This is a genomic window from Nocardia spongicola (genome assembly GCF_047200775.1).
Lineage (GTDB): Bacteria > Actinomycetota > Actinomycetes > Mycobacteriales > Mycobacteriaceae > Nocardia.
Genome location: NZ_JBJZOO010000020.1, coordinates 43,144 through 65,324 on the forward strand (window position 1 = coordinate 43,144; position 22,181 = coordinate 65,324).

Annotated in this window: 14 protein-coding genes; 10 read left to right on the top strand and 4 right to left on the bottom strand. The window is 64.0% G+C overall.

Annotated elements, in window-relative coordinates; translation table 11 throughout:
* The first annotated feature begins 6 nt into the window (after positions 1–6).
* Positions 7–3,636 (top strand): hydantoinase B/oxoprolinase family protein, encoded by a 3,630-nt coding sequence (locus ACL02S_RS22100; protein ID WP_412804407.1) that lies wholly within the window; start codon positions 7–9, stop codon positions 3,634–3,636.
* A gap of 111 nt (positions 3,637–3,747) precedes the next feature.
* The gene (locus ACL02S_RS22105; RefSeq protein WP_412804388.1) at positions 3,748–4,563 is read left to right on the top strand and encodes a hypothetical protein; all 816 of its coding nucleotides are present in this window, start codon (positions 3,748–3,750) and stop codon (positions 4,561–4,563) included.
* A gap of 22 nt (positions 4,564–4,585) precedes the next feature.
* On the opposite strand, the gene ACL02S_RS22110 is transcribed toward ACL02S_RS22105, so the two are convergent.
* On the bottom strand, positions 4,586–6,046 hold the full coding sequence (locus ACL02S_RS22110) for a CCA tRNA nucleotidyltransferase (protein WP_412804389.1): 1,461 nt from the start codon (positions 6,044–6,046) through the stop codon (positions 4,586–4,588).
* A 144-nt stretch (positions 6,047–6,190) separates the two neighbouring features.
* On the opposite strand from ACL02S_RS22110, the gene ACL02S_RS22115 reads away from it, so the two are divergent.
* From ACL02S_RS22115 to ACL02S_RS22150, 8 genes are all read left to right on the top strand, one after another.
* Positions 6,191–6,727 carry an NUDIX hydrolase gene (locus tag ACL02S_RS22115; RefSeq protein WP_412804390.1) on the top strand — a complete coding sequence of 179 codons (537 nt, stop codon included), beginning with the start codon at positions 6,191–6,193 and terminating at the stop codon, positions 6,725–6,727.
* Positions 6,724–9,294, top strand: coding sequence for a DUF6049 family protein (locus ACL02S_RS22120; protein ID WP_412804391.1), 2,571 nt, complete (start codon positions 6,724–6,726; stop codon positions 9,292–9,294). Before ACL02S_RS22115 ends, ACL02S_RS22120 begins: the two co-directional genes overlap by 4 nt.
* Before the next feature lie 710 nt (positions 9,295–10,004).
* Positions 10,005–13,859 carry a murein biosynthesis integral membrane protein MurJ gene (locus ACL02S_RS22125; RefSeq protein WP_412804392.1) on the top strand — a complete coding sequence of 1,285 codons (3,855 nt, stop codon included), beginning with the start codon at positions 10,005–10,007 and terminating at the stop codon, positions 13,857–13,859.
* Between the two features lie 282 nt (positions 13,860–14,141).
* Positions 14,142–14,738 (top strand): RNA polymerase sigma factor SigM, encoded by a 597-nt coding sequence (sigM, locus tag ACL02S_RS22130; RefSeq protein ID WP_412804393.1) that lies wholly within the window; start codon positions 14,142–14,144, stop codon positions 14,736–14,738.
* 102 nt (positions 14,739–14,840) lie between these two features.
* Positions 14,841–15,635: an RsmA family anti-sigma factor gene (locus ACL02S_RS22135; RefSeq protein ID WP_412804394.1), complete on the top strand. Its 795-nt coding sequence runs from the start codon at positions 14,841–14,843 to the stop codon at positions 15,633–15,635.
* A 173-nt stretch (positions 15,636–15,808) separates the two neighbouring features.
* Complete coding sequence (trxB, locus tag ACL02S_RS22140; RefSeq protein ID WP_412804395.1) at positions 15,809–16,795, top strand: thioredoxin-disulfide reductase; 987 nt, start codon at positions 15,809–15,811, stop codon at positions 16,793–16,795.
* 34 nt (positions 16,796–16,829) lie between these two features.
* Entirely contained in the window at positions 16,830–17,162 is a 333-nt protein-coding gene (gene trxA / locus ACL02S_RS22145) for a thioredoxin (protein ID WP_412804396.1), read from the top strand.
* Positions 17,163–17,314: 152 nt separating this feature from the next.
* Positions 17,315–18,508 (top strand): N-acetylmuramoyl-L-alanine amidase, encoded by a 1,194-nt coding sequence (locus tag ACL02S_RS22150; protein ID WP_412804397.1) that lies wholly within the window; start codon positions 17,315–17,317, stop codon positions 18,506–18,508.
* A gap of 72 nt (positions 18,509–18,580) precedes the next feature.
* Here ACL02S_RS22150 and ACL02S_RS22155 read toward each other — a convergent pair whose 3' ends face one another.
* The 3 genes from ACL02S_RS22155 to ACL02S_RS22165 all read right to left on the bottom strand — a co-directional run bounded on the left by ACL02S_RS22155 (position 18,581) and on the right by ACL02S_RS22165 (position 21,579).
* Positions 18,581–19,309: a GNAT family N-acetyltransferase gene (locus tag ACL02S_RS22155; RefSeq protein WP_412804408.1), complete on the bottom strand. Its 729-nt coding sequence runs from the start codon at positions 19,307–19,309 to the stop codon at positions 18,581–18,583.
* A gap of 226 nt (positions 19,310–19,535) precedes the next feature.
* Positions 19,536–20,552: a ParB/RepB/Spo0J family partition protein gene (locus tag ACL02S_RS22160; RefSeq protein WP_412804398.1), complete on the bottom strand. Its 1,017-nt coding sequence runs from the start codon at positions 20,550–20,552 to the stop codon at positions 19,536–19,538.
* 70 nt (positions 20,553–20,622) lie between these two features.
* Positions 20,623–21,579 carry a ParA family protein gene (locus ACL02S_RS22165; protein ID WP_412804409.1) on the bottom strand — a complete coding sequence of 319 codons (957 nt, stop codon included), beginning with the start codon at positions 21,577–21,579 and terminating at the stop codon, positions 20,623–20,625.
* Between the last annotated feature and the right edge of the window lie 602 nt (positions 21,580–22,181).

A 22,181-nucleotide genomic window follows, 5' to 3' on the forward strand; every position in this document is an offset into this window, starting at 1 on the left:
GACGCGATGACATCCGACGCTCCGCGACCGGGGTGGCAGTTCTGGATCGACCGAGGTGGCACCTTCACCGATATCGTGGCTCGGCGGCCGGACGGCGAGCTCGTCACACATAAACTCCTGTCGGAGAACCCGGCGCGGTACGCCGATTCCGCGGTCGCCGGGATCAGGGAAATCCTTGCCACCACAGATGCCGGCACTGCCGCCGAGCAGCGGATCGACGCAGTCCGGATGGGTACTACGGTCGCGACCAATGCCCTGCTGGAGCGTAAAGGGGAACGCACAGTCCTGGTGATCACCCGTGGCTTTCGCGATGCCCTGCGGATCGCTTACCAGAATCGTCCGCAGATCTTCGCCCGCGAGATCGCGCTCCCCGAACTGCTGTACGAGCGGGTCATCGAGGTGGACGAACGGATACTCGCCGATGGCACAGTGCTGCGGCCACCGGACCTCGATACCCTCGCTACCGAACTGAAACAGGCGTATGAGCAGGGCATACACGCCGTCGCCGTGGTGTGCATGCACAGCCATCTCTATCCCGCGCACGAACAAGCCATCGGCAGGGTGGCCAGTGCGATCGGCTTCCCGCAGATCTCGCTGTCCAGCGAGGTGAGCCCCTTGATGAAGCTGGTACCACGAGGGGACACCACCGTGGTGGACGCCTACCTCTCACCGGTACTGCGCCGCTATGTCGAGCAGGTCGCCGAGCAGCTCGCCGGGGTACGGCTGATGTTCATGCAATCCAACGGCGGCCTCACCGAAGCCGGAAAATTCCGTGGTAAGGACGCCATTCTGTCCGGCCCGGCCGGCGGTATCGTCGGTATGGTCCGGATGTCACAGCTCGCCGGATTCGACCGGATCATCGGCTTCGATATGGGCGGAACCTCCACCGACGTCTCACATTTCGCAGGCGAGTACGAACGGGTGTTCACCACGCAACTCGCCGGGGTGCGGCTGCGCGCCCCGATGCTGGATATCCACACGGTGGCAGCCGGTGGCGGTTCGATCCTGCATTTCGACGGCAGCCGCTACCGGGTCGGGCCCGACTCCGCGGGCGCCGTACCAGGACCGGCCTGCTATCGCGGTGGCGGACCACTGACCGTTACCGACGCCAATGTGCTGCTCGGCCGGATCCAGTCCGCGCACTTTCCCCGGGTTTTCGGTACGGACGGCGATAAACCACTCGATGCCGAGCTGGTCGGCGCCCGGTTCGCCGAGCTGGCCGCCGAGATCGCCGAATGCACCGGGGACGATCGCACACCGGAGCAGGTTGCCGAGGGCTATCTGCAAATCGCCGTCGCCAATATCGCCGCCGCCGTCAAGCGGATCTCTGTACAAAAGGGCCACGATGTCACCCGGTACGCGCTGACCACATTCGGTGGTGCGGGCGGCCAGCTCGCCTGCGCGGTAGCCGATTCCCTTGGTATCAGGACCGTCCTCGTCCCTCCGATGGCCGGTGTGCTGTCCGCACTCGGCATCGGGCTGGCCGATACCACTGCTATGCGGGAACAATCCCTGGAATTACCGCTGCTACCGGAGTCGATGCCGCGGGTAAGCGCTACCGCCGACGCGCTGGCGGCCGCCGCTCATGCGGAGTTGCTGGCCGAGGGCCTGCCGGAACAGCGAATCCACGTGGTGCGCCGGGCCCAGCTGCGCTACGACGGCACCGATACCGCCCTCACCGTGCGGCTCACCGATCCAGCCGAGATGACAAGGGATTTCACGGAACGTCATCGCACCACATACTCCTTCACGCTGCAGCGCCCGATTGTCATCGAAGCCCTCTCCGTCGAAGCCATCGGTCGCACCGAACCACCTGAATTGACCGGCCGCACCACTCCTCGGAGCAACGAGGCAGGGCCGGAGACTGTTCGCCTGCATACCGGTGGCATCTGGCGCGAGGTACCGCTGTATCAGCGCGCGGAATCGGCACCGGGCCAGACCGTATCCGGGCCCGCCGTACTAGCGGAGGCCAATGCCACCACCGTGGTCGACGAAGGCTGGCAGGCGAGCGTGAACGACATCGGACACCTGATCATGGAGCGGGTAGCCGTGGTCGCGGGACCGGAAGCCGGTACCGAAGCGGATCCGGTCTTACTCGAGGTCTTCAACAACCTGTTCATGTCCATCGCCGAGCAGATGGGCGCACGGCTGGAATCGACCGCGCAATCGGTCAATATCAAAGAGCGCCTGGACTTCTCCTGCGCTTTGTTCGACCCCGACGGCAATCTCGTGGCCAACGCACCGCATATCCCGGTCCATCTCGGCTCCATGGGCACCAGCGTCAAGGAGGTCATCCGGCAGCGAACCGATGCGCGACGATCAACGGCCGCGGACCGGGCGGCCATGCGCCCAGGCGACAGCTACGCGGTCAACGACCCTTATCACGGCGGCACCCATCTACCGGATGTCACAGTGATCACACCGGTATTCGACTCGGCGGGCGAACAAATCCTCTTCTATGTCGCCTCCCGCGGCCATCATGCCGAAATCGGCGGTATCGCGCCGGGCTCCATGCCTGCCGACAGCCACCGCATCGAGGAGGAAGGGGTGATCTTCGACAACTGGCTGCTCGTCGAGGACGGCAGGTTCCGGGAAGAAGAGACCTACCGGCTACTGACCGAAGCGCCGTATCCGTCCCGCAACCCGGCCACCAACCTTGCCGACCTGCGCGCCCAGATCGCGGCCAACGCCAAGGGCGTCGCAGAGGTCGGGAAGATGATCGAGCACTTCGGACTCGACGTTGTGGAAGCGTATATGCGCCACGTCCAGGACAATGCCGAAGAGTCGGTGCGCCGCGTCATCGAAGCGCTCGACGACGGCTCGTACACCTACGAGACCGATCTGGGAGCCGTTATCCGGGTTCAAGTCACAGTGGATCGAGAAAATCGCAGCGCCACAATCGATTTCACCGGAACATCGGCACAGCTTTCGGGAAACTTCAACGCGCCCTATGCGGTTGCCAACGCAGCGGTTCTGTACGTCTTCCGCACCCTGGTCGCCGATGATATTCCGCTCAATGACGGCTGCCTGCGTCCGCTGCGGATCATCGTGCCATCCGGATCCATGCTCGCTCCCGAACCACCCGCTGCCGTTGTCGCGGGCAATGTCGAGACGTCCCAAGCGATCACCGGCGCGCTGTACGCGGCGCTCGGGGTACAGGCGGAGGGATCAGGCACCATGAACAACATCACCTTCGGCAACGATCGCAGCCAGTATTACGAGACCATCGGTTCCGGGTCCGGCGCGGGAAACGGCTTCGCGGGCACCAGCGTGGTCCAGACGCATATGACGAACTCGCGGCTCACCGACCCGGAGGTTCTGGAGTGGCGCCTGCCCGTGGTGCTGGAGGAATTCTCGGTGCGCACGGGCAGCGGCGGAGCAGGCCGCTGGCGCGGTGGGGACGGCGCGGTACGCCGCCTGCGGTTCACCGAACCGGTATCCGTCTCCACTCTGACGAGTCACCGCAGGATCCCGCCTTACGGCATGGCAGGCGGTGCGCCCGGTGCACTGGGTCACAATCAGGTCGAACGCTCCGACGGTACCGTCACGCATATGCGCGGCGCGGACTCCGCACAGCTGGAACCAGGGGATGTGCTGCGGATCGAAACTCCGGGAGGTGGCGGATACGGGTGCTGACCCACCGTTCGAGAACGCTCACGCGCCCACACCCGAAACCGAGCTGATACCCCGAACCACCGCATAGCACGATAGCGATGCGCTCCCGAGGCAAGTACGCTCTGTCCAATCATGGCGACGTATTTCGATCCGAAGTCCTGGTCGCTGCTACGGACCATCGATCTCGGAAAACGCCTGCTGGAGCCGCCCACGCTCGAACAGTGGGTCACGCTGAGCACCGCGTGGCTGGATCCAGTCGCCGACCTCGGCGCCGGGACCGTCACGGCGCTACTGCCCGACGTGCTGATGACGATGCTCAGCGAAGGCATCCTGAGCCGGTTCGGCGGACAAGCGGTCGACGTCACACTTCTGGACCACCGCCTGCAGGCCACCCTGCAGGTGCTGAAGGTGCGTCGCCGAGGTGCGCATTTTCAGACCAAAACGGTGCTATCGCAGCTGCGCTGGGACGACTATCCGATCGAAGCCGTGACCGTCATCGCACACGGTGTCCGTTTGATTCCCGGCGTGCCGACCAAAGCGCGCGCCGCCCGGCTCGATCTGATCGGCACCGTGACCACCGCGGCGTTGATCGGCTGGCTCAACACCCGAGCACTGGACTGGTCACTCGAGCAGCACCCGAGCGGGCTGATCCAGGCCAGGCATCGCCGACGCCCGGTCACCGCGCTGGTCGATGCGTCGATCGCCGGCAACCTACTGCATGTCGATGTGCGCAGAGCGAGCTGGCGAGGCGTGCCGGTACCGCGCCAGGTGCTCGGTGGCCACACCGTACCGCTGGAACAGCTCCCCGAGGCGACGCGGATCACCCGCGCCACCAGGGAAGGCGAGCTGATCCGGTTCCGCATCGAGCTATCGGAAATCACCGGTTCGTTCGACCTCGCTCAGATCCGCTCCGCGATCCTCGCGGGTACCACTCTGATCGTCTTCTGAATCCGATCGGTTCCGGGCCAGATCAGTTCTGGGTCTTCCACCACTCGAGCAACGCTGACTCGGCTTCAGCACGAGTGAGCGGGCCGTGGTCGAGCCGCAGTTCCTTCAGATAGCGCCACGCCTTACCGACCGCTGGGCCCGGTGACAGGCCGAGCAACTCCATGATCGCGGTGCCGTCCAGGTCCGGGCGGACCTTGGCCAGATCTTCTTGTTGCCTCAGCCGCTCGATCCGCGCCTCCAGCTCGTCATACGTGGCGCGCAACGCGGCGGCCCTGCGCTTATTTCGGGTGGTGCAGTCGGCGCGGACCAGTTTATGCAGACGGGGGAGCAGCTCACCGGCATCGGTGACATAGCGGCGAACCGCCGAATCGGTCCATTGACCTTTGCCATAGCCGTGGAAACGCAGGTGCAGGAACACCAGCCGGGCCACATCCTCGGTGAACTGTTTCGGATACTTCAGCGCTCGCATCCGTTTACGCACCATCTTCGCACCGACCACCTCGTGGTGGTGGAAGCTGACGCCGCCGCCCGGTTCGTTGCGCTTGGTATCCGGCTTACCGATATCGTGCAGCAGCGCGGCCCAGCGCAGTATCAGGTCGGGGTCGCCTTCTTCCTGGTCGATGGCCTGCTCGAGCACGGTGAGCGAATGCCAGTAGACATCCTTGTGCTGATGGTGCTCATCGATCTCCAGTTTCATCGCGGGAACCTCGGGCAATACGCGCTGAGCCAGCCCGGTCTCACACATGAGGTTGATGCCGTCGATCGGATGGGCACCGGCGATCAGCTTGTCCAATTCGACACGCACCCGCTCAGCGGTGATCCGATCGATCTGGGCGGCCATCGCGGTGATCGCGTCCCGCACTCGCGGATGCGGCTCGAAGCCGAGCTGCGAAACGAACCGCGCGGCGCGCAGCATCCGCAATGGATCGTCATTGAACGAATCCTCCGGCGCGGCCGGCGTGTCGAGCACGCCCTTGAGCAGGGCATTCATCCCACCGAGTGGATCGATGAACTCCATCGCACCATCCGCGCCGATCCGGACCGCCATCGCGTTCACAGTGAAGTCCCGCCGGACCAAATCGCCCTCGAGCGAATCACCGAAAGTCACCTCTGGATTGCGCGACACTCTGTCGTAGCTGTCCGCGCGGAAAGTGGTGATCTCCAGTTGCTGACCCGCCTTGACCGCACTGACTGTGCCGAATGCGAGACCGCCGGTGTCCCAGAGGTTATCGGCCCATCCGCGCACGATGTCCTGCACCACCTCCGGCCTGGCATCGGTGGTGAAGTCCAGGTCGGTCCCCAACCTGCCCAGCACCGCATCCCGAACACTCCCACCGACCAGGTACAACTCGTGCCCCCGCGCCGCGAACAACTCCCCGAGGGGGGTCAGCACATCCGACAAGCCACCGAGGCTCACCGCCGCGGCGGCAAGCAATCGGGTACGTCTATCCAGCGCAGCATCCTCTGACTTGGGCGAAACCACGAATGAGCAGCTTACCGAGCCGGGATGAAGCGGATACCGGCACAGCCCGCACGACGGCATCCACCTGGCGCCGACCCGGCTCGGCGCAGGCACTGCGGGTGCAGTGGCGCAGGCGCCACGGACTGCGCACAGTAGGATTGCCAGGTGTCTCCGGCCGATCGCGCGAACAGTCGACGCCGCCAGCCTCGGCGTCGGGGTTCGGCTGTCGGCGCGGCGAAACCGCGGATGCGCACAGTACGGGAAACCTCGGCGGGCGGGTTGGTCGTCGACGGACTGAACGGTCCACGGGATAAGCGCAGTGCGGCTCTCATCGGACGCACCGATCGCCGCGGGCGGCTACTGTGGTCACTGCCCAAGGGACATATCGAAGAAGGTGAGACTGCCGAGCAAACCGCGATCCGCGAAGTCGCCGAGGAGACCGGAATCATCGGTGTCATCGTCGCTGAACTCGGCAGCATCGATTATTGGTTCGTAACCGAAGGTCGGCGGATACACAAAACAGTGCATCATTATTTGCTGCGTTCGGTCGGTGGTGAGCTATCGGACGCCGACGTGGAAGTTACCCGAGTTGCTTGGGTGCCATTGAGCGAGCTGAATTCTCGGCTGGCCTACGCCGATGAACGGCGGCTGGCCGAGATGGCGAACAAACTGATCGACCGGATGGAGACCGGCAAGCGATGACGCGTGGACTGTTCCGGATCTTCGTGGCGGTCCTGACCATCCTCGGCTCGGTGACGATGCTGCCACTGCTGGATTCCGCGGTGGTGACAGCTCAACCGGCCGGGACCGACACCTCGTCGAACCCGAGATTTCTGAAACTGTCGCTGGATTCGGTGTCGCCTGCCACAGTAACCACCATCAGTGATCCCATACTCACGGTCGCAGGCACAGTCACCAATATCGGCGACCGGAGAGTCGACGACATCACCATCCGCCTCCAGCGCGCGGCTGCGATCACCGCGCCGAGCGGATTACGCACGACATTGCGTCTCGACGAGGCCAACTACGGCGTGCACGGCGAGTTCGAGGACATCGCGCAGCGGCTGAATCCAGGACAGCGTAAACAGTTCACGCTGCGCATCCCGTTGCGCTCCGCCGACGGCACGACATCGCTGAACATCACCGAGCCCGGCGTCTATCCATTGCTGCTGAACGTCAACGGCGAACCAGCCTATGGCATCCAGGCCAGGCTGGACGATGCCCGATTCCTGCTACCGGTACTCGGTGTGCCACCAACACCGAACAACCAGGATTCCGATTCGGTGATCCCTCCGGTGCCCGCGCCGACCAACGCGCCGGTGGCGACGACATTGCTGTGGCCACTGGCCGACCGGCCGAGGCAGATCGCGGGCAGGCCCGGCGGTATCGACAGCACCGTACAACTCACCGACGACGAGCTGGCCACTTCCCTCGACAAGGGTGGCCGCCTCGATCAACTGTTGACGGCGCTGGAGGCGGTGATCGGCACCACCGAACAGGGCACCGACTGGGACAGCACCCTGAACACAGCAGTCTGCCTCGCCATAGATCCCGATCTATTGCTCACGGTACGCGCGATGACCGGCAGCTACCGCGTGCTGGCCAGTCCGTCCGACCCGGAAGGCGCCACCAGAGCAGGCACCGGAACCGAACAAGCGCAGACCTGGCTGGATCGGCTGCGCGTACTGGCAGGGTCGATGTGCACGGTGGCACTGCCGTTCGCGCAAGTCGATCTGGCAGCGCTGGCAGCGGCCGAGGACCCCGCGCTGGCCGAGCGCGCGATCGACGATCCCGCCGACATCATCGATTCGATCCTGTCCACCCGCTCGGTGCGTGGAGTCAGCGTGCCGGAATCCGGCAGCATCGACAGAGAAGCAGGACTGCTCCTGCGCAACCACGGTTTCGAAACCGCTGTGCTCGCCGCGAGCGCGACCATCTCCCAGAACAACGCGAACTGGGCCCGGTCGAGCAGTAGCGAAAGCCAAGACACCCGAGACACCACAGCGGGTGCCGATGTGGTCCGGCTGCCCGATATCACCACGGCCGGGCCGCCCCCTACACCTGTGCCCGCGCTACCGGATCCCTCCGGCACAGCACCACCGACTCCTGATGCCCCGGCTCCGGCCACCGATCCCGCGCTGCGGGCGGTCAGATTCGACATCTGGTCGGCCACCGCGCTGGCCGCGGTCGGCTCCAATCCGCCTACGCCACCCTTCACCCCGACCCAGGCCCGCTATGAGATCACGAGCGATTCTCGTTCGGCACGGCTGCAGGACGCACTGGGAGCCATATCGTGGAGCGCACTGAATCCGGAGGCCGACCGGTCGCGGACACTGTTGCTGGTCCCGCCGCAGCAGTGGGACGCCAACCGGCAAGAAGCGACCGCGCTATTGCACCAGCTCGACCTATTGCTGCGCAGTGACCTCGCCACAGCACGCCCATTCCAGGATCTGGTAAGGCTGCCACCGGACCCGCAACCCCACGAACTGGTCTATCTCGCACAAGCCGCACAGCACGCGGTACCGAACCGATTCGTGCCACCCACACAGGACCAGGGCCGCCGGATCAACGAGATGATGCGCGCGATGGTAGAGGTGCCGGGAGCGGAGCCGACGCCACGGGCTTTCCTGACGCCGTTACGGGATGACCTGATCCGCGCACTGAGCCTGTCGGATCGGCGAGGCGGCGAGGCAGCGAGGCCGAATACCTTCACCCAACGCAGACTGGATCAGACGACCCGGACGGTGGATGAGCTCTACCGTTCGGTCACCGTGCTACCTCCGGGCGGTGTGTACACACTCGCTACCGAGCAGAGCCCATTACTGCTGGTCGCCCGCAACGATCTGCCGGTGGCCATCCAAGTCAGATTCCGTATCGAGGCGCCGGCCGAGACGAATATCACCGATCCCGGCGAGCAGCAGCTGCCACCGAACGGGTCACGATCATTCCGGATCCCCACCGAGGTGAGCGACAGTCGCAACCTGGTCATCCCCATCTCGCTCACCACGCCGGAAGGAATCGCGCTCGGCAGTCCGACCCAGGTCTCGGTACGGTCGAACGCCTACGGTCAAGCCTTGGCGATAATTACAGGATGTGCCGGTTTCCTGCTGCTCTTGCTGGTCAGCCGCCGACTGTGGCACCGTTTTCGTGGACAGCCGGATCCGGCGGACGAGGGTTTCGATTCCGGCACCAGGCGCCGCGCCAACCGCTATCGGCGCGCGCGCAAACGGATACTGCGGGAGCGGAAGCGACGTCGGCGAACGCAGTGAGGAACTCGCAACAGCTGCCCCGCACCAGCCACTTCTACCTGCATCAATGTGTAATGCCGCCGTGTCGTGTGGCACGGTAGAGGACAATCAGGTGTTCCCGTACCGGCCCGGACCGGCGGGGCGACGGACAGAATATTCGCCGATCATGGTGAACCGGTGGGGGTACGGATATCCCGGCATGTACAGGAGGCAGGATGAGTGACGATGGCATATCGGCTCATCGCCCCCGACAAGGCGATGAGCTCGAAGAGCCACCGATCCACCGCGCACCGGCCGCGCCGTGGGAACGCCGACCACCCGAGTCCGGGTACCCGCATGAGCAGGGTCCGACCAGGAACGGCGACCGGACACCACGGGTGCCGCCGATCGACCATCCTCCGGCCGCGCCACCGCCGAGACCCGGGCAGCGTATGCCACCACCCCCATCCGATCCCCGATCGGAACGACGGCCGGTGCCGCCACGTCCCGGTGGCAACCCATACCAGGGTCGACGGCAGTATCCCGCCCCACCGCCTGGATCCGCGCAACCTCGCCCTGTGCCACCTGCTCCCGCGCGCCCCGGGCCTGGACAATCCGGTCCGTTGCCTGCAGGTACCCCCCGACCCGCACCACCGAACGCGCCGCACCAACCGTGGTCCGGCCCCCTTCCTGCCACACCACACCCACCGCGTTCCGGACCCATCCCGGCCACACCGCCGGAATCCGGCCGGATGCAGCCACCTCGTTATGCCCCGCCACGGCCACATCTGCCACCTCCGGATCAGCGGCAATCAGCTCCGGCTCACCATGAGCCTGCCGGTCAGGAACACCCGCGTACGGTGGCAGCACCGGCACGCACCGATACCACGAAGCCACCACAGGCAGCCGAATCGAAGCAGAATGCGAGCTCCCGGCTGCTCAGTGATTCCGGATCGATCGCTTTCGCGACACTGATCAGCCGGATCACCGGATTCGGGAAGCAGCTGCTGCTGCTCACCGTGCTCGGCCCCGCGATAGCCAGCGCGTTCACCGTTGCCAGCCAGATCCCGAACATGATCGCGGAGCTGGTACTCGGCGCGGTGCTCACTGCGATCGTGGTGCCGACGCTGGTGCGGGCCGAACAGGAGGATCCCGATCACGGCGCGGCATTCGTCCGGCGCCTGGTGACCGCGGCCTTCGTGGTCCTCGCCACCGCTGCGCTGCTGGCAACAGCGGCAGCTCCGGTGCTGACTACGCACGTGTTCTTGTCCGACGACGGCCAAGTGAACACCGCTCTCACAACAGCACTGGCCTTCTTACTGCTGCCTGCGATCTTGTTCTATGGCATGTCGGCGCTGCTCACCGCAATTCTGAACACCCGGCAAATGTTCAAGCCCGGCGCATGGGCGCCTGTGTTGAACAATCTGGTTGTCCTGGTCGTACTCGGCCTCTATGTACTGATGCCGGGGGAGATCACCCTGGATCCAGTACGTATGAGTGATCCGAAGCTGCTGGTGCTCGGCATCGGTGTCACGATCGGTGTGGTCGTACAAGCAGTCAGCCTGGTTCCAGCGATTCGACGGGCCGGCATCGACCTGCGCCCGCTCTGGGGGATCGATGCGCGCCTCAAGCAGTTCGGTGGAATGGGCGCCGCGATCATCCTGTATGTCCTGATCAGTCAAGCAGGTTTCGTCTTCGCGACTCGGGTTTCCTCGCATGCCGATGCGGCAGGCCCGGCGATCTATAACAATGCGTGGCTCCTGCTGCAACTGCCCTACGGCGTGCTCGGCGTTACGGTGCTCACGGCGATTATGCCGCGGTTGAGCCGAAACGCCGCGGCAGATGATACGCCCGCGGTGGTCGATGATCTCTCCGCTGCTACCCGGTTGACGATGATCGCCCTCGTCCCGGTAGTCACGTTCCTGACACTGGCAGGCACACAGGTCGGCCATGCGCTGTACGGCTACGGCAATTTCGGTGGTGCCGATGCCGAGCGTCTCGGCCTCGCGGTCAGCTGGTCGGCATTCGCGTTGATTCCGTATTCTCTGGTGCTCATCCACCTGCGCGTGTTCTACGCCAGGGAGCAGGCGTGGATTCCGACCTGGATCATCCTCGGCATCACTACTGCCAAGGTCATCTTCTCTGCGCTCGCCCCTGTTGTCACCGATGCCGAGCATGTGGTGATAGCGCTCGGCATCGCGAACGGACTCGGTTTCCTTGTCGGCGCCGTAGTCGGTGGCTATCTGCTGCACCGCAGCCTCGGTAACCTCCGGATGGCCAATGTCGGCCGCACCGTGAGCCGGGTGCTGCTCGCCTCGCTTGCCGGTGGCGCGGTGATGTGGATCGTGGACCGGGTACTCGGCTTGGATCGACTGAGCGCGTCTTTCGGCGGTCCTGGCTCGCTGCTCCGGGTGGCCATCACCGCACTGGTCATGCTCGCGGTGGCCTTCGGCTTGATGCGACTGGCCGGTATCCCGGAAATTGTCGCTATTACCGTGGCCGTCTCCCGACGCTTCGGTTGGACTCCGCCCGCACCGGATCTCGACCTGGACAGCCCGGCCGAGGACCCGTATGCCACGCAGGTACTCCGACGGCCCGACCCGTACTTCGCCTATTCGCGGTTCGATCCGTACATGGATGCCCAGACCATGGTGCTGCCGGTGATCAGAGCCGATGCTGTTGACATCACAGGTATGGGTGAATTCCCGTACCCTGTTCGGCAGAGAAACACAAGTGGCGAATTCGCCGGAAGCTCGACATATCAGGGCGAAGGAGGACCGAGGGTGAGCGACGACGCGGCGGATAGCGTCCCGGCCGCTGATTCTGCCGCGACCACGGCCGGCGGACTGTCCACCGATGCACCGTCCACCGATGCACCGCCGACCGCGGGTGAGTCGTCCGATCCTGCGCATACGAACGAAGGACAGGCAGCGGCGCCCCCTGATCGGGATGCGGCGAGCCGATCAGGTAATCAGCCACCACGCGATCCGATGTACGACACCGGAACGTTCCCTGTCGGCTCGCCGGAGATGCCGCCGATGGGTGGTGAGAACCCGGCCGAGCGGCGAGTTCCGCGTGGTCCCAAGCTGATTCCCGGCGCTTCTGTAGCCGGTGGCCGCTACCGGCTGTTGGCCGGCCACGGTGGAGCGCGTGGCTTGAAGTTCTGGCAGGCACTCGATATCAAGCTCGACCGCGAGGTGGCGCTGACCTTCGTCGACGCCGATCAGAAAGCGGCCGACAATGCTGGTCACGATGGACCGCAGGCGATCCTGTCCCGCACGCTCCGCTTGGGCCGGATCAACTCGCCCGGCCTCGCCCGCGTCTTGGATGTCGTACGTGGCAGTTCAGGCGGCATTGTGGTGGCGGAATGGACCCCAGGCCGTTCGCTGCGTGAAATGGCCGATACGGTACCTTCACCGATCGGTGCCGCGCGCGCTATCCGCGCTCTTGCCTCAGCGGCCGAGCTGACCCACCGAGGTGGCGGGGCGCTGTCCATCGATCATCCCGACCGGGTGCGCATCAGCGCGGCAGGTGACGCGGTACTCGCTTTCCCCGGCACACTGTCCGATGCCGACGCACAAGCCGACGTTCGCGGTCTCGGCGCGATGCTCTATGCGCTGATCACCGCGCGCTGGCCGATTCGCTCCGAGGCAGGCACCGCAGGCACGGTCGGCGGACTCCACATGGCCGATTTCGGTCCGGATGGCACCCCGGTGGAACCACGGCAGATCCGCCCTGAAGTACCGTTCGAGATCTCCGCGGTCGCCGTCCGCTCCCTCGAGTCGAACAAAGGCGTACGTACCGCCGCTACGGTTCAGCATGTCCTCGAGCAGGCCTCGGTGGTCGATCAGAAGACCGACTTCATCCCGGTGCTGCGGCTCGGCCAGCGGGCGTCCACGGATAACGACGATTCGCTCGCCGATCCGGAACTGCTCGCGGCGGAACGAGAACGAGCACAACGGATGATGTGGATCATGATCGGGCTCGGCATCCTCGCCGCGCTGGTGGTCGGCATCGTTATCTGGTGGATGGTCAGTGTGTTCGCGCCGAGCGCCTCGGAGGCGCCACTGAACGAGCAGAACAACATCGGTCTGACGACCGATATCAGGCCCGAGCCGACTCCAGAGGCCGCAGGCCCGAACCTCGCGCCGATTGATGCGCCGACCAGCGTGCCGATCGCCGTGACCACCGTGTCGGTGTTCTCCCCCGAAGGCACCCCGGACGGTGTCTCCAACGCGCGAGCGGTGCTGGACAACGATCCGGGCAGCATGTGGCGCACGGATCAGTATTTCCAGCAGTTCCCTGCGCTCAAGAAGGGCGTCGGGTTGATGGCGACGCTACCGAGCCCGGCCAAGCTCATGAATGTCTCGATTCACTCGCCCAGCGCGGGAACATCGGTGGAAATCCGTACCTCGCCGACCAGTTCACCGACACTGGATCAAACACAGCTGATCGGTTCCGCCCTGCTGGGGGATGGTGTCACCGATATTCCGGTGCAAACCGACCAGGCCGCCCGATACGTGCTCATCTGGATCACCGAACTGAGCACTGCTGGAAATCAATTCCAAACGTCCATCGCTGATATCCATTTCGACGCCGTGCCATAGCCTGATCCCACGGCGTCCGGACCGGACCGGAGCCGCATACCCTTTATCGCATGCGGCTCCGCTTACCATCCCATTCTTCTGGTTGCCGCCGAATCGTTATGGACGATATGATCTTGGAACGCTCAGCAGGGGAGCTTCCCGGGTTCCGGAACTCTCGATCCTGGATACTGCGCAATCTCGGTGCCGGCCACCCGCACCGTTGCCGTATGAGTACCGTCCCGGGGCCGGCATTACTATCCGAATTGGACGTTGCTCGAATTGAACAAGGAGTCCCACGGGGGGATGCCACGGTCGATCGCTTACCGTGAGCACTCGTTCGCGCCCGGCGAATACACCGACGCCGAACTGCTGGCAGCACATGTCCGTGGTCAACGCCATGCGTTCGCCGAACTGCTGCGCAGGCACAACGACCACCTCTGGCAGACCGCCCTGCGCACCTCCTACACCCGTGAGGACGCGGCCGATTCACTGCAAGACGCACTGCTGGCAGCCCATCGAACAGCTGCCTCGTTCCGCGCCGAGGCCGAGGTGCGCAGTTGGTTGCACCGAATCGTGGTCAACGCCTGCCTGGATCGAATCCGGCGGAACAAGACCAGGCACGCGTTCTCACTTTCCCCGGATACCATGCCCGAGCCGAGGGACAACCGCGACGAGATGGCCGAGCTGGAGATATCCATGGTCGTTGATCACGCGTTGTTCAGGCTACCGCCCGACCAGCGAACCGCACTGGTCACGGTAGATCTGGAGGGTTATAGCGTCGCCGAAGCCGCCGCATTGCTCGGTATCCCCGAAGGAACCATCAAGAGCCGGTGCGCTCGCGCACGACAACGATTGAAAGAGCAATTGGATTTCCTGCGGGATCCGGGGAACCGGAGATAGTTGGGATGCGTCATTAATAGTGACGGAACAATGAGCGACAGCAGAAGCAGCCCCCATCGGGGTGGGGATACCACGACGGCAGAGGCAGACAACGGAGGTGCGATGTCGAGCAGGGGACCGCAACCTCCCTTCACGGCCGAATTACTTGCCGACCTGCACGCGGGCAATATGACCTCGGCGCAACGCGAGGAGTTGTGGCCTGCGGTCTCCCGCGATCCGGAGGCATTGAGCTTCTTACGCTCACTCGACGACGTCAGTGCCGAACTGCGCGCACTCGGACGTGACGAACGCATCATCCACGCCATGCCCGAGGATGTGACAGCCCGACTCACCCGGTTCATCGATGAGCTCGATATGTCCGGGGACCGGAGTACACCGACCACCACCGACGACGGACATCTGCCGCAGGCTCCGGCGACAGGATCCAGCAATGAGCCACCGGCTCCGGAGTCCATACCGCGACCGGTCTCACTCGACGGGCGCCGGCGGAGCACATTGCGGTGGTTCGCCGCGGCAGCTGCGACGATTGTCCTGATCGCAGGCGGGGGAGGCGTCATCTCGACCCTGCGCGACAGTGACCGAGCCCACCCAACCGCGGCACCGCCAACGAGAACCGACCAGTTCGACGATGCACTCCCCCCCACTGCCGCACTCAGCGCACTCGGCCGCCATGATGCCACCGGTGTACTCGCTTGGCCCGAAGCGTTGGAGCGCTGCGTCCAAGCGAACGGACTCGACCGCGATATTCTCGGTTCGACCGATATCACATTTCAGGGCGACCGCGCGGTTCTCATCCTGCTCACCGGCCCGCGCCCACCGAAGATCACCGCACTCGTCGTCGGAACCGGTTGCAGCGCAGATGATCCGCAACGCAAGGCCCTGCAGGATATCGGCTGACCCTGCCCGCGGTCCCGCCGGGACGGATCCGGTGGGCATGGGAACAACAACTACTACCCTGTTGTTGACCGACACGTCCATTGTTTTCCCGCGGAGGGCCATATGAGCGAGCGAACGACCACCAGAGCCACGTTCGAGATCATGCAGGATCCGAGCATCGGCGAGGCCCGGTCATGAGCGCGCCGGTTCGTGACCTGATCATCATCGGTTCCGGGCCCGCGGGTTACACAGCCGCTGTGTACGCCGGGCGTGCCGAACTCCAGCCCTTGCTGTTCGAGGGAACCCAGTTCGGCGGCGCGTTGATGACCACAACCGAAGTGGAGAACTTCCCCGGATTCCGCAGCGGCATCATGGGCCCGGATCTCATGGAGGAGATGCGCGAGCAGGCCAAACGATTCGGTGCGGATATCCGTACCGAGGACGTGGAGTCCGTCGACCTGACCGGCCCGATCAAACAGGTCACCGTCGGTGGCGAGACCTATTCGGCCTACGCGGTGATCCTCGCCATGGGCTCGGCCGCGCGCTACCTGAACGTTCCTGGTGAACAACGTCTGCTCGGCCGCGGCGTCAGCGCGTGCGCGACCTGCGACGGTTTCTTCTTCAAAGGCCAGGACATCGTGGTGGTCGGCGGCGGCGACTCCGCGATGGAGGAGGCCACCTTCTTGACCAAGTTCGCCTCCAGTGTCACCATCGTGCACCGCCGCGAGGAGTTCCGCGCTTCCCGGATCATGCTGGAACGCGCGAAAGCGAACGAGAAGATCAAGTTCGTGCTCAACGCCGAAATAGCCGAAGTTCACGGTGATAACGCGGTCACCCACCTGACCTTGCGGGACACCCGGACCGGCGAGACCTCCGAACTTTCTGCCACCGGTCTGTTCGTCGCGATCGGCCACGATCCGCGTAGCGAGCTGATCAAAGGTCAGATCCCGCTGGACGACGAGGGATATGTGCTGGTACAGCAGCCGACAACCGCCACGGCATGCCCCGGGGTCTTCGCCGCGGGCGATCTCGTCGACCACACCTACCGGCAGGCAATCACCGCGGCAGGCACCGGCTGCCGGGCAGCTATCGATGCCGAACGCTGGCTGGCCGAACAGGGTGACATCACCACGAACACCGTCGGTCATGCGGGCGAGCCGGTGACCGTCCCAGGCAAGTGATCTTCCGCCCGCACCGTAATCCAAGGAGAAATTCATGTCCGAGACCGCTAAAACGGTCACAGTGACCGATGCGTCCTTCGCCGACGAGGTACTGCTCAGCGAGAAGCCTGTTCTTGTCGATTTCTGGGCCGAATGGTGTGGACCATGCAAGATGGTCGCCCCTGTCTTGGAAGAGATCGCAGGCACGCATTCCGATAAGCTGACCATCGCGAAGCTGGACGTGGATGCCAACCCGAGCACCGCTCGGGATTATCAAGTCCTCTCGTTACCCACTATGATGCTGTTCCGCGGTGGTAAGCCGGTCAAGCAAATCGTCGGAGCGAAGGGCAAAGCCGCTCTTCTGCGTGAACTCGACGGCGTCATCTGACGACGCGGTTCGCCGACTCGCCGTATCCCAGGACCTGAGGATTGCCGAAATCCGCACCAGGTCTGCGACAATCGACCAACGCTCCGGTCGTGCGAAGGTGTATCCCATAGCATGAGTGGGTACCGCGCTTGACGGAAGGAAAGGGCTCACGCATGCACCGACTTCGTCACGGCGATACCGGTCCAGCCGTAGCAGAGGTTCGGGGCACCCTGGCAAGTCTCGGGTTCCTACACGCGCATATCGGCACCGATCACGCGAATGCGCGCGAATACTGGAAGGATGTCGACGCATCCTTCGACCATCACTTGGACTCCGCGGTGCGCGCGTTTCAGCAGCACCGCGGACTTCTCGTGGACGGTGTGGTCGGCCCGGCGACCTATCGGGCCTTGAAGGAAGCGTCCTACCGGCTCGGTGCACGCACGCTGATCTACCAGCTCTCCGCACCGCTGTACGGCGATGATGTGGCCACCCTGCAGCGCAGGCTGCAAGACCTCGGTTTCTACGTGCATCGGGTCGACGGCTACTTCGGCCCGCATACCCACGACGCACTCTCGTCGTTCCAGCGGGAGATCGGGCTGGCTGCCGACGGCATCTGCGGACCGGACACGCTGCGCTCGCTGGAACTACTCGGCGCCAGGGTTACCGGAGGAAACCCGCATCGGATCGCCGAAGAAGAGGTTGTACACCGAGCGGGACCACAGCTCACCGGCAAGCGGATCGTCATCGACCCCGGGCTCGGCGGGCCTGCCAAGGGCTGGGCGGTGCCGACCGAATACGGCGATGTCTACGAGTCGGAAATCCTGTGGGACTTGGCCAGTCGCTTGGAAGGAAGAATGGCGGCCACCGGCATGGAGACCTTCCTGTCCCGCCCATGGGGCGCCGACCCCACCGATGCCGAGCGTGCCGACACATCGAACGCCTTCGATGCCGATCTGATGATCTCGCTGCGCTGTGCCACGAACCCGAGCCCGCTGGCCAACGGGGTCGCCGGATTCTATTTCGGTAACTCGCACGGCTCCGTATCGATGATCGGTCAAGTGCTGGCCGGATTCATCCAGCGTGAGGTCGTCGCACGAACCTCTCTGCAGGACTGCCGTACCCATGCACGGACCTGGGACCTGCTTCGTCTCACCAAAATGCCGACCGTTCAGGTCGATATCGGTTATCTGACCAACGAATATGATGCCTCGGTACTCACCAATCCGCGGATGCGGGATGTGATCGCCGAAGCCATCCTGATTTCGGTCAAGCGCCTGTACCTGCTCGGGCAGGATGACCAGCCCACCGGGACGTACACGTTCGCGGAGTTACTGGCCGAAGAGCTGGCCGCCGCGGACCGTATGTAGTCCGTTCACCGCTCCGGATTTTTCCACCGGATGAGAGCTGGTTGGGGATCGATAAGACGTCGCATACCCAGCTCAATGGGCTCCGATCCGGGTAGGGATGGTCATCGACGCCGCGGCGAGCAGCTGGTCCAGCGCCCGTTCGACATCTTCTTTCCAGCCATGATCGGAGTCGAGCTCCAACCGCAGCCGCGGGAATCGGTGGTGGGGTGCGACGACCTCGAAACCGACGTCCTCCAAGAAGTCGGCATCGATCATGCAGGTCTCAGGTGAGCATTCGGTCGCGGCGTCGGCCACACGCGCCCCTTTGATCGGCGCGGCGATCCGCTCCATCAATGTCATAGGGCCGACCCGATCCGATAGCGACTGCGTGGATGGCGCGGCACGCAGACCGAACGCCTCCAGCGCACGTACCCCGCGACGCACCAGATCGGCCACTACGGCCTGGATCAGGCGGTGGGGAACATCGGACTCCCGGTAGGGGAGTTCGGTCCGCAGTGTGGTCAGCAGGACTGCATCCGGGCTCACCGGGGAGGTGGGGAAAAGGGCCGCGCGTGGTACTACGCTCGGCGGCGCGTACAGCGCGCAGCCGATCACGTTGCCATCAGCAGTGGCTACTTGTCCACACGAACCCCACTCCAACATGACCCTCGACAGCCAAGCTTCCTTCTCGAAAACCGGATCGCTGAAGGTGCGCGACCGCGCGACTACTCCGGGATCGATCTCCCAGAAGACACAACGGCGCGCATGCGCGGGAAGTTTTTCCAGTCCGCCGAGGGTTAATGCTGTGACGCTGGTCGACACCGCTCTGCTCAGCCTCCAGCTATCCGATTCATCCACACTCACGTTGCATCACTGTGTACTCGCCAGCAAGGATAAGCGATCAAGGGGAGTCCGCCTCATTCCATATCGCTGTGCTATTGGTCAGAAGAACTTGCTTTACTCCGCCGAGACCGATGTAGCCGCCCCAGCTGCGCGAATCCAATGCCGTCACAGTGACGTTTCGGCCGCGGATCCGCTGTTACGTGTGTCATGCATCAGGCGTGACTTGCTCCATCAGGGAAACGATCCGTTCAAGGTCATCGATGGACCCGAACTCGACAACAATCTTGCCTTTGCGCTTTCCCAGACTCACGGTGACCCGCGTATCGAACGAGCCGGACAACCGATCGGCCACATCTTGTAGACGCGGCACCTGGATCGGCTTACGCCGGGCGGTCGGGGAAGGGGCTGCTGCGTCCGGATCACGGTTGGCGAGCACCACAGCTTCCTCGGTAGCCCGTACCGAGAGTCCCTCGGCAACGATGCGAGCGGCGAGCACCTCTTGAGCATCCGCACCCGCTTCGAGGCCGAGTAGTGCCCGCGCATGGCCGGCAGACAGTACGCCAGCCGCAACCCTGCTCTGCACCGGAATCGGCAACTTCAGTAGACGGATCATATTCGTCACCACTGGGCGAGAGCGACCGATTCGGGCCGCCAGTTCTTCGTGAGTGACATCGAATTCTTCCAGCAGTTGCTGATACGCCGCTGCTTCTTCCAATGGATTCAGCTGGACCCGGTGGATGTTTTCCAACAGGGCATCGCGCAGCATCGACTCGTCCGCGGTCTCCCGGACGATCGCGGGGATGGCAGCCAACCCCGCTTCCTGACAGGCCCGCCAGCGTCGCTCACCCATGACCAGCTGATAGCGGTCCACCCCTGGTTCGACTCGACGCACCACAATCGGCTGCATCAGGCCGAACTCACGAACTGAATGCACCAGCTCGGCCAATGCCTCTTCTTCGAAGATCGCGCGCGGCTGCTTGGGGTTCGGTTCGATCTGATCCGGAGAGATCTCCCGATAGATCGCACCGCCGGGGGTGATCTCGACATCATCGTCGGCAGGGTCGGGAACCCGGTGCAAATGGGTCGAGACAGTCCGCGCGTCAACTGGATCGAGACCGGCGGCACTCGCGGCCACGGCACCGGTACCCGATACGGCTTCCGGTGCCGTGGGAATCAAGGCGGCAAGACCTCGCCCGAGACCACCCTTCTTAGCCTGACTCATCGGTTTACCGACCCCTTCCTCATCCCGCCACCAGACCTGATTGTGTCTAATGCCGACTCGGCCAACCTAGTCACTCCGCCGACTTCAGCGCAGCAGCGCGCGAAGCCGTCGCACGGGCGGCTATCTCACGTCCGGCATCCAGATAACTCATCGCCCCCCGGGAGCCGGGATCGTAATCGAGCACCGTCATGCCATAACCCGGGGCCTCGGACACCTTCACGCTGCGCGGGATCAACGATCGCAGCACCACATCACCGAAATGCCCGCGCACCTCCTCCGCGACTTGGTCCGCCAGCTTGGTCCGACCGTCGTACATCGTGAGAATGACGGTAGAGACATGGAGTTCGGGATTGAGGTGCGCCTGAACCAGGCCGATATTGCGGAGCAGCTGGCCGACACCTTCCAACGCGTAGTACTCGCACTGAATCGGGATCAGCACCTCCTTCGCCGCGACAAGCGCATTGACCGTCAGCAATCCCAGCGAAGGCGGACAATCAATCATCACATAGTCGATGTCGTAACCAGCGAGATTCGCTTCCTGGATGGCGGCTTTCAGCCGCCCTTCCCTGGCCACCATCGAGACGAGTTCGATCTCGGCACCGGCCAGATCGATGGTCGCGGGGATGCACAGGAGGCGTTCATTATGCGGACTGGTTTGGATCGCATCCTTGACCGAGGTTTCGCCGATGAGCAACTCGTAACTGGAGGGCACACCGGAGTGATGCTCGATCCCTAGAGCCGTACTGGCGTTACCTTGTGGGTCGAGATCGATGACGAGGACCGTCATCCCCTGATACGCCAGTGCGGCCGCCAGATTCACGGTGGTCGTGGTCTTTCCGACGCCACCTTTCTGATTAGCGACCGTAATGATGCGTTGCTCGTGCGGTTTCGGCACAGTCACCTTTCCTGGATGGAGAACCTGACTCGCACGGTGAGCTTCAGCAGCTATCGGGGTCTCGCTCGGGGAGATATTCCCGTACTGTGTGCCGCCGAAGACCTCCGCGTCGAAATTGCTGGAGTCCAACATCCCCGGCACGCGCGACGTAGTTTCCCGTGAAACATTCGCCGGACCGCTCGACATAGACAGCTCCTAACCCGAGAACCTTCAGAACACGTGCGCGACGGACGGGTTGGCGCGTCGTGTTTGCCATAGCCTTTGCCGGATCGAGCATGATGCGCAACCGGGTTCGCGGCGTCTAATCGGCCGAGCGGAGCTCTCGCCGTCGTGACAACCCGATTCCTCCATGGCGCACCTTCGCTCACGCCCGACGCACACTAGCTTGCCAGTACTGAGCGCGATAGGAAAGCTGAACCGCAACATGGTGTGCAGCAGCACGCGAATCCGCATGACATCACCGCGCCGCGTTCGTCGTTTCACATGAAACATCGACCGCGATCCCGTGTTCCGGACGACGAACCGGTAACCGTAACGATCACGCCCATTCCGAGGTCTAGTTCCAGAACCCACTCGCGACCGGCGAACGGAAGCAGGGTAGGACACGGACATGCACGAGTGATTACGTGCGCCCCCGCATACGTTCCGATATGCACGGGGGATAGGCACCCCACCCGCACACCCGCACACCCGCACACCCGCACACCCGCACACCCGCACACCCGCACACCCGC

Excerpts from the sequence above, each read along its gene's own strand:
- ACL02S_RS22165 (WP_412804409.1), bottom strand. The coding sequence starts at position 21,579 with ATGTTGGACTCCAGCAATTTCGACGCGGAGGTCTTCGGCGGCACACAG.
- ACL02S_RS22105 (WP_412804388.1), top strand. The coding sequence starts at position 3,748 with ATGGCGACGTATTTCGATCCGAAGTCCTGGTCGCTGCTACGGACCATC.
- ACL02S_RS22135 (WP_412804394.1), top strand. The coding sequence starts at position 14,841 with ATGTCGAGCAGGGGACCGCAACCTCCCTTCACGGCCGAATTACTTGCC.
- ACL02S_RS22120 (WP_412804391.1), top strand. The coding sequence starts at position 6,724 with ATGACGCGTGGACTGTTCCGGATCTTCGTGGCGGTCCTGACCATCCTC.
- trxA (WP_412804396.1), top strand. The coding sequence starts at position 16,830 with ATGTCCGAGACCGCTAAAACGGTCACAGTGACCGATGCGTCCTTCGCC.
- sigM (WP_412804393.1), top strand. The coding sequence starts at position 14,142 with ATGCCACGGTCGATCGCTTACCGTGAGCACTCGTTCGCGCCCGGCGAA.
- ACL02S_RS22100 (WP_412804407.1), top strand. The coding sequence starts at position 7 with ATGACATCCGACGCTCCGCGACCGGGGTGGCAGTTCTGGATCGACCGA.
- trxB (WP_412804395.1), top strand. The coding sequence starts at position 15,809 with ATGAGCGCGCCGGTTCGTGACCTGATCATCATCGGTTCCGGGCCCGCG.
- ACL02S_RS22160 (WP_412804398.1), bottom strand. The coding sequence starts at position 20,552 with ATGAGTCAGGCTAAGAAGGGTGGTCTCGGGCGAGGTCTTGCCGCCTTG.
- ACL02S_RS22150 (WP_412804397.1), top strand. The coding sequence starts at position 17,315 with ATGCACCGACTTCGTCACGGCGATACCGGTCCAGCCGTAGCAGAGGTT.
- ACL02S_RS22125 (WP_412804392.1), top strand. The coding sequence starts at position 10,005 with ATGCAGCCACCTCGTTATGCCCCGCCACGGCCACATCTGCCACCTCCG.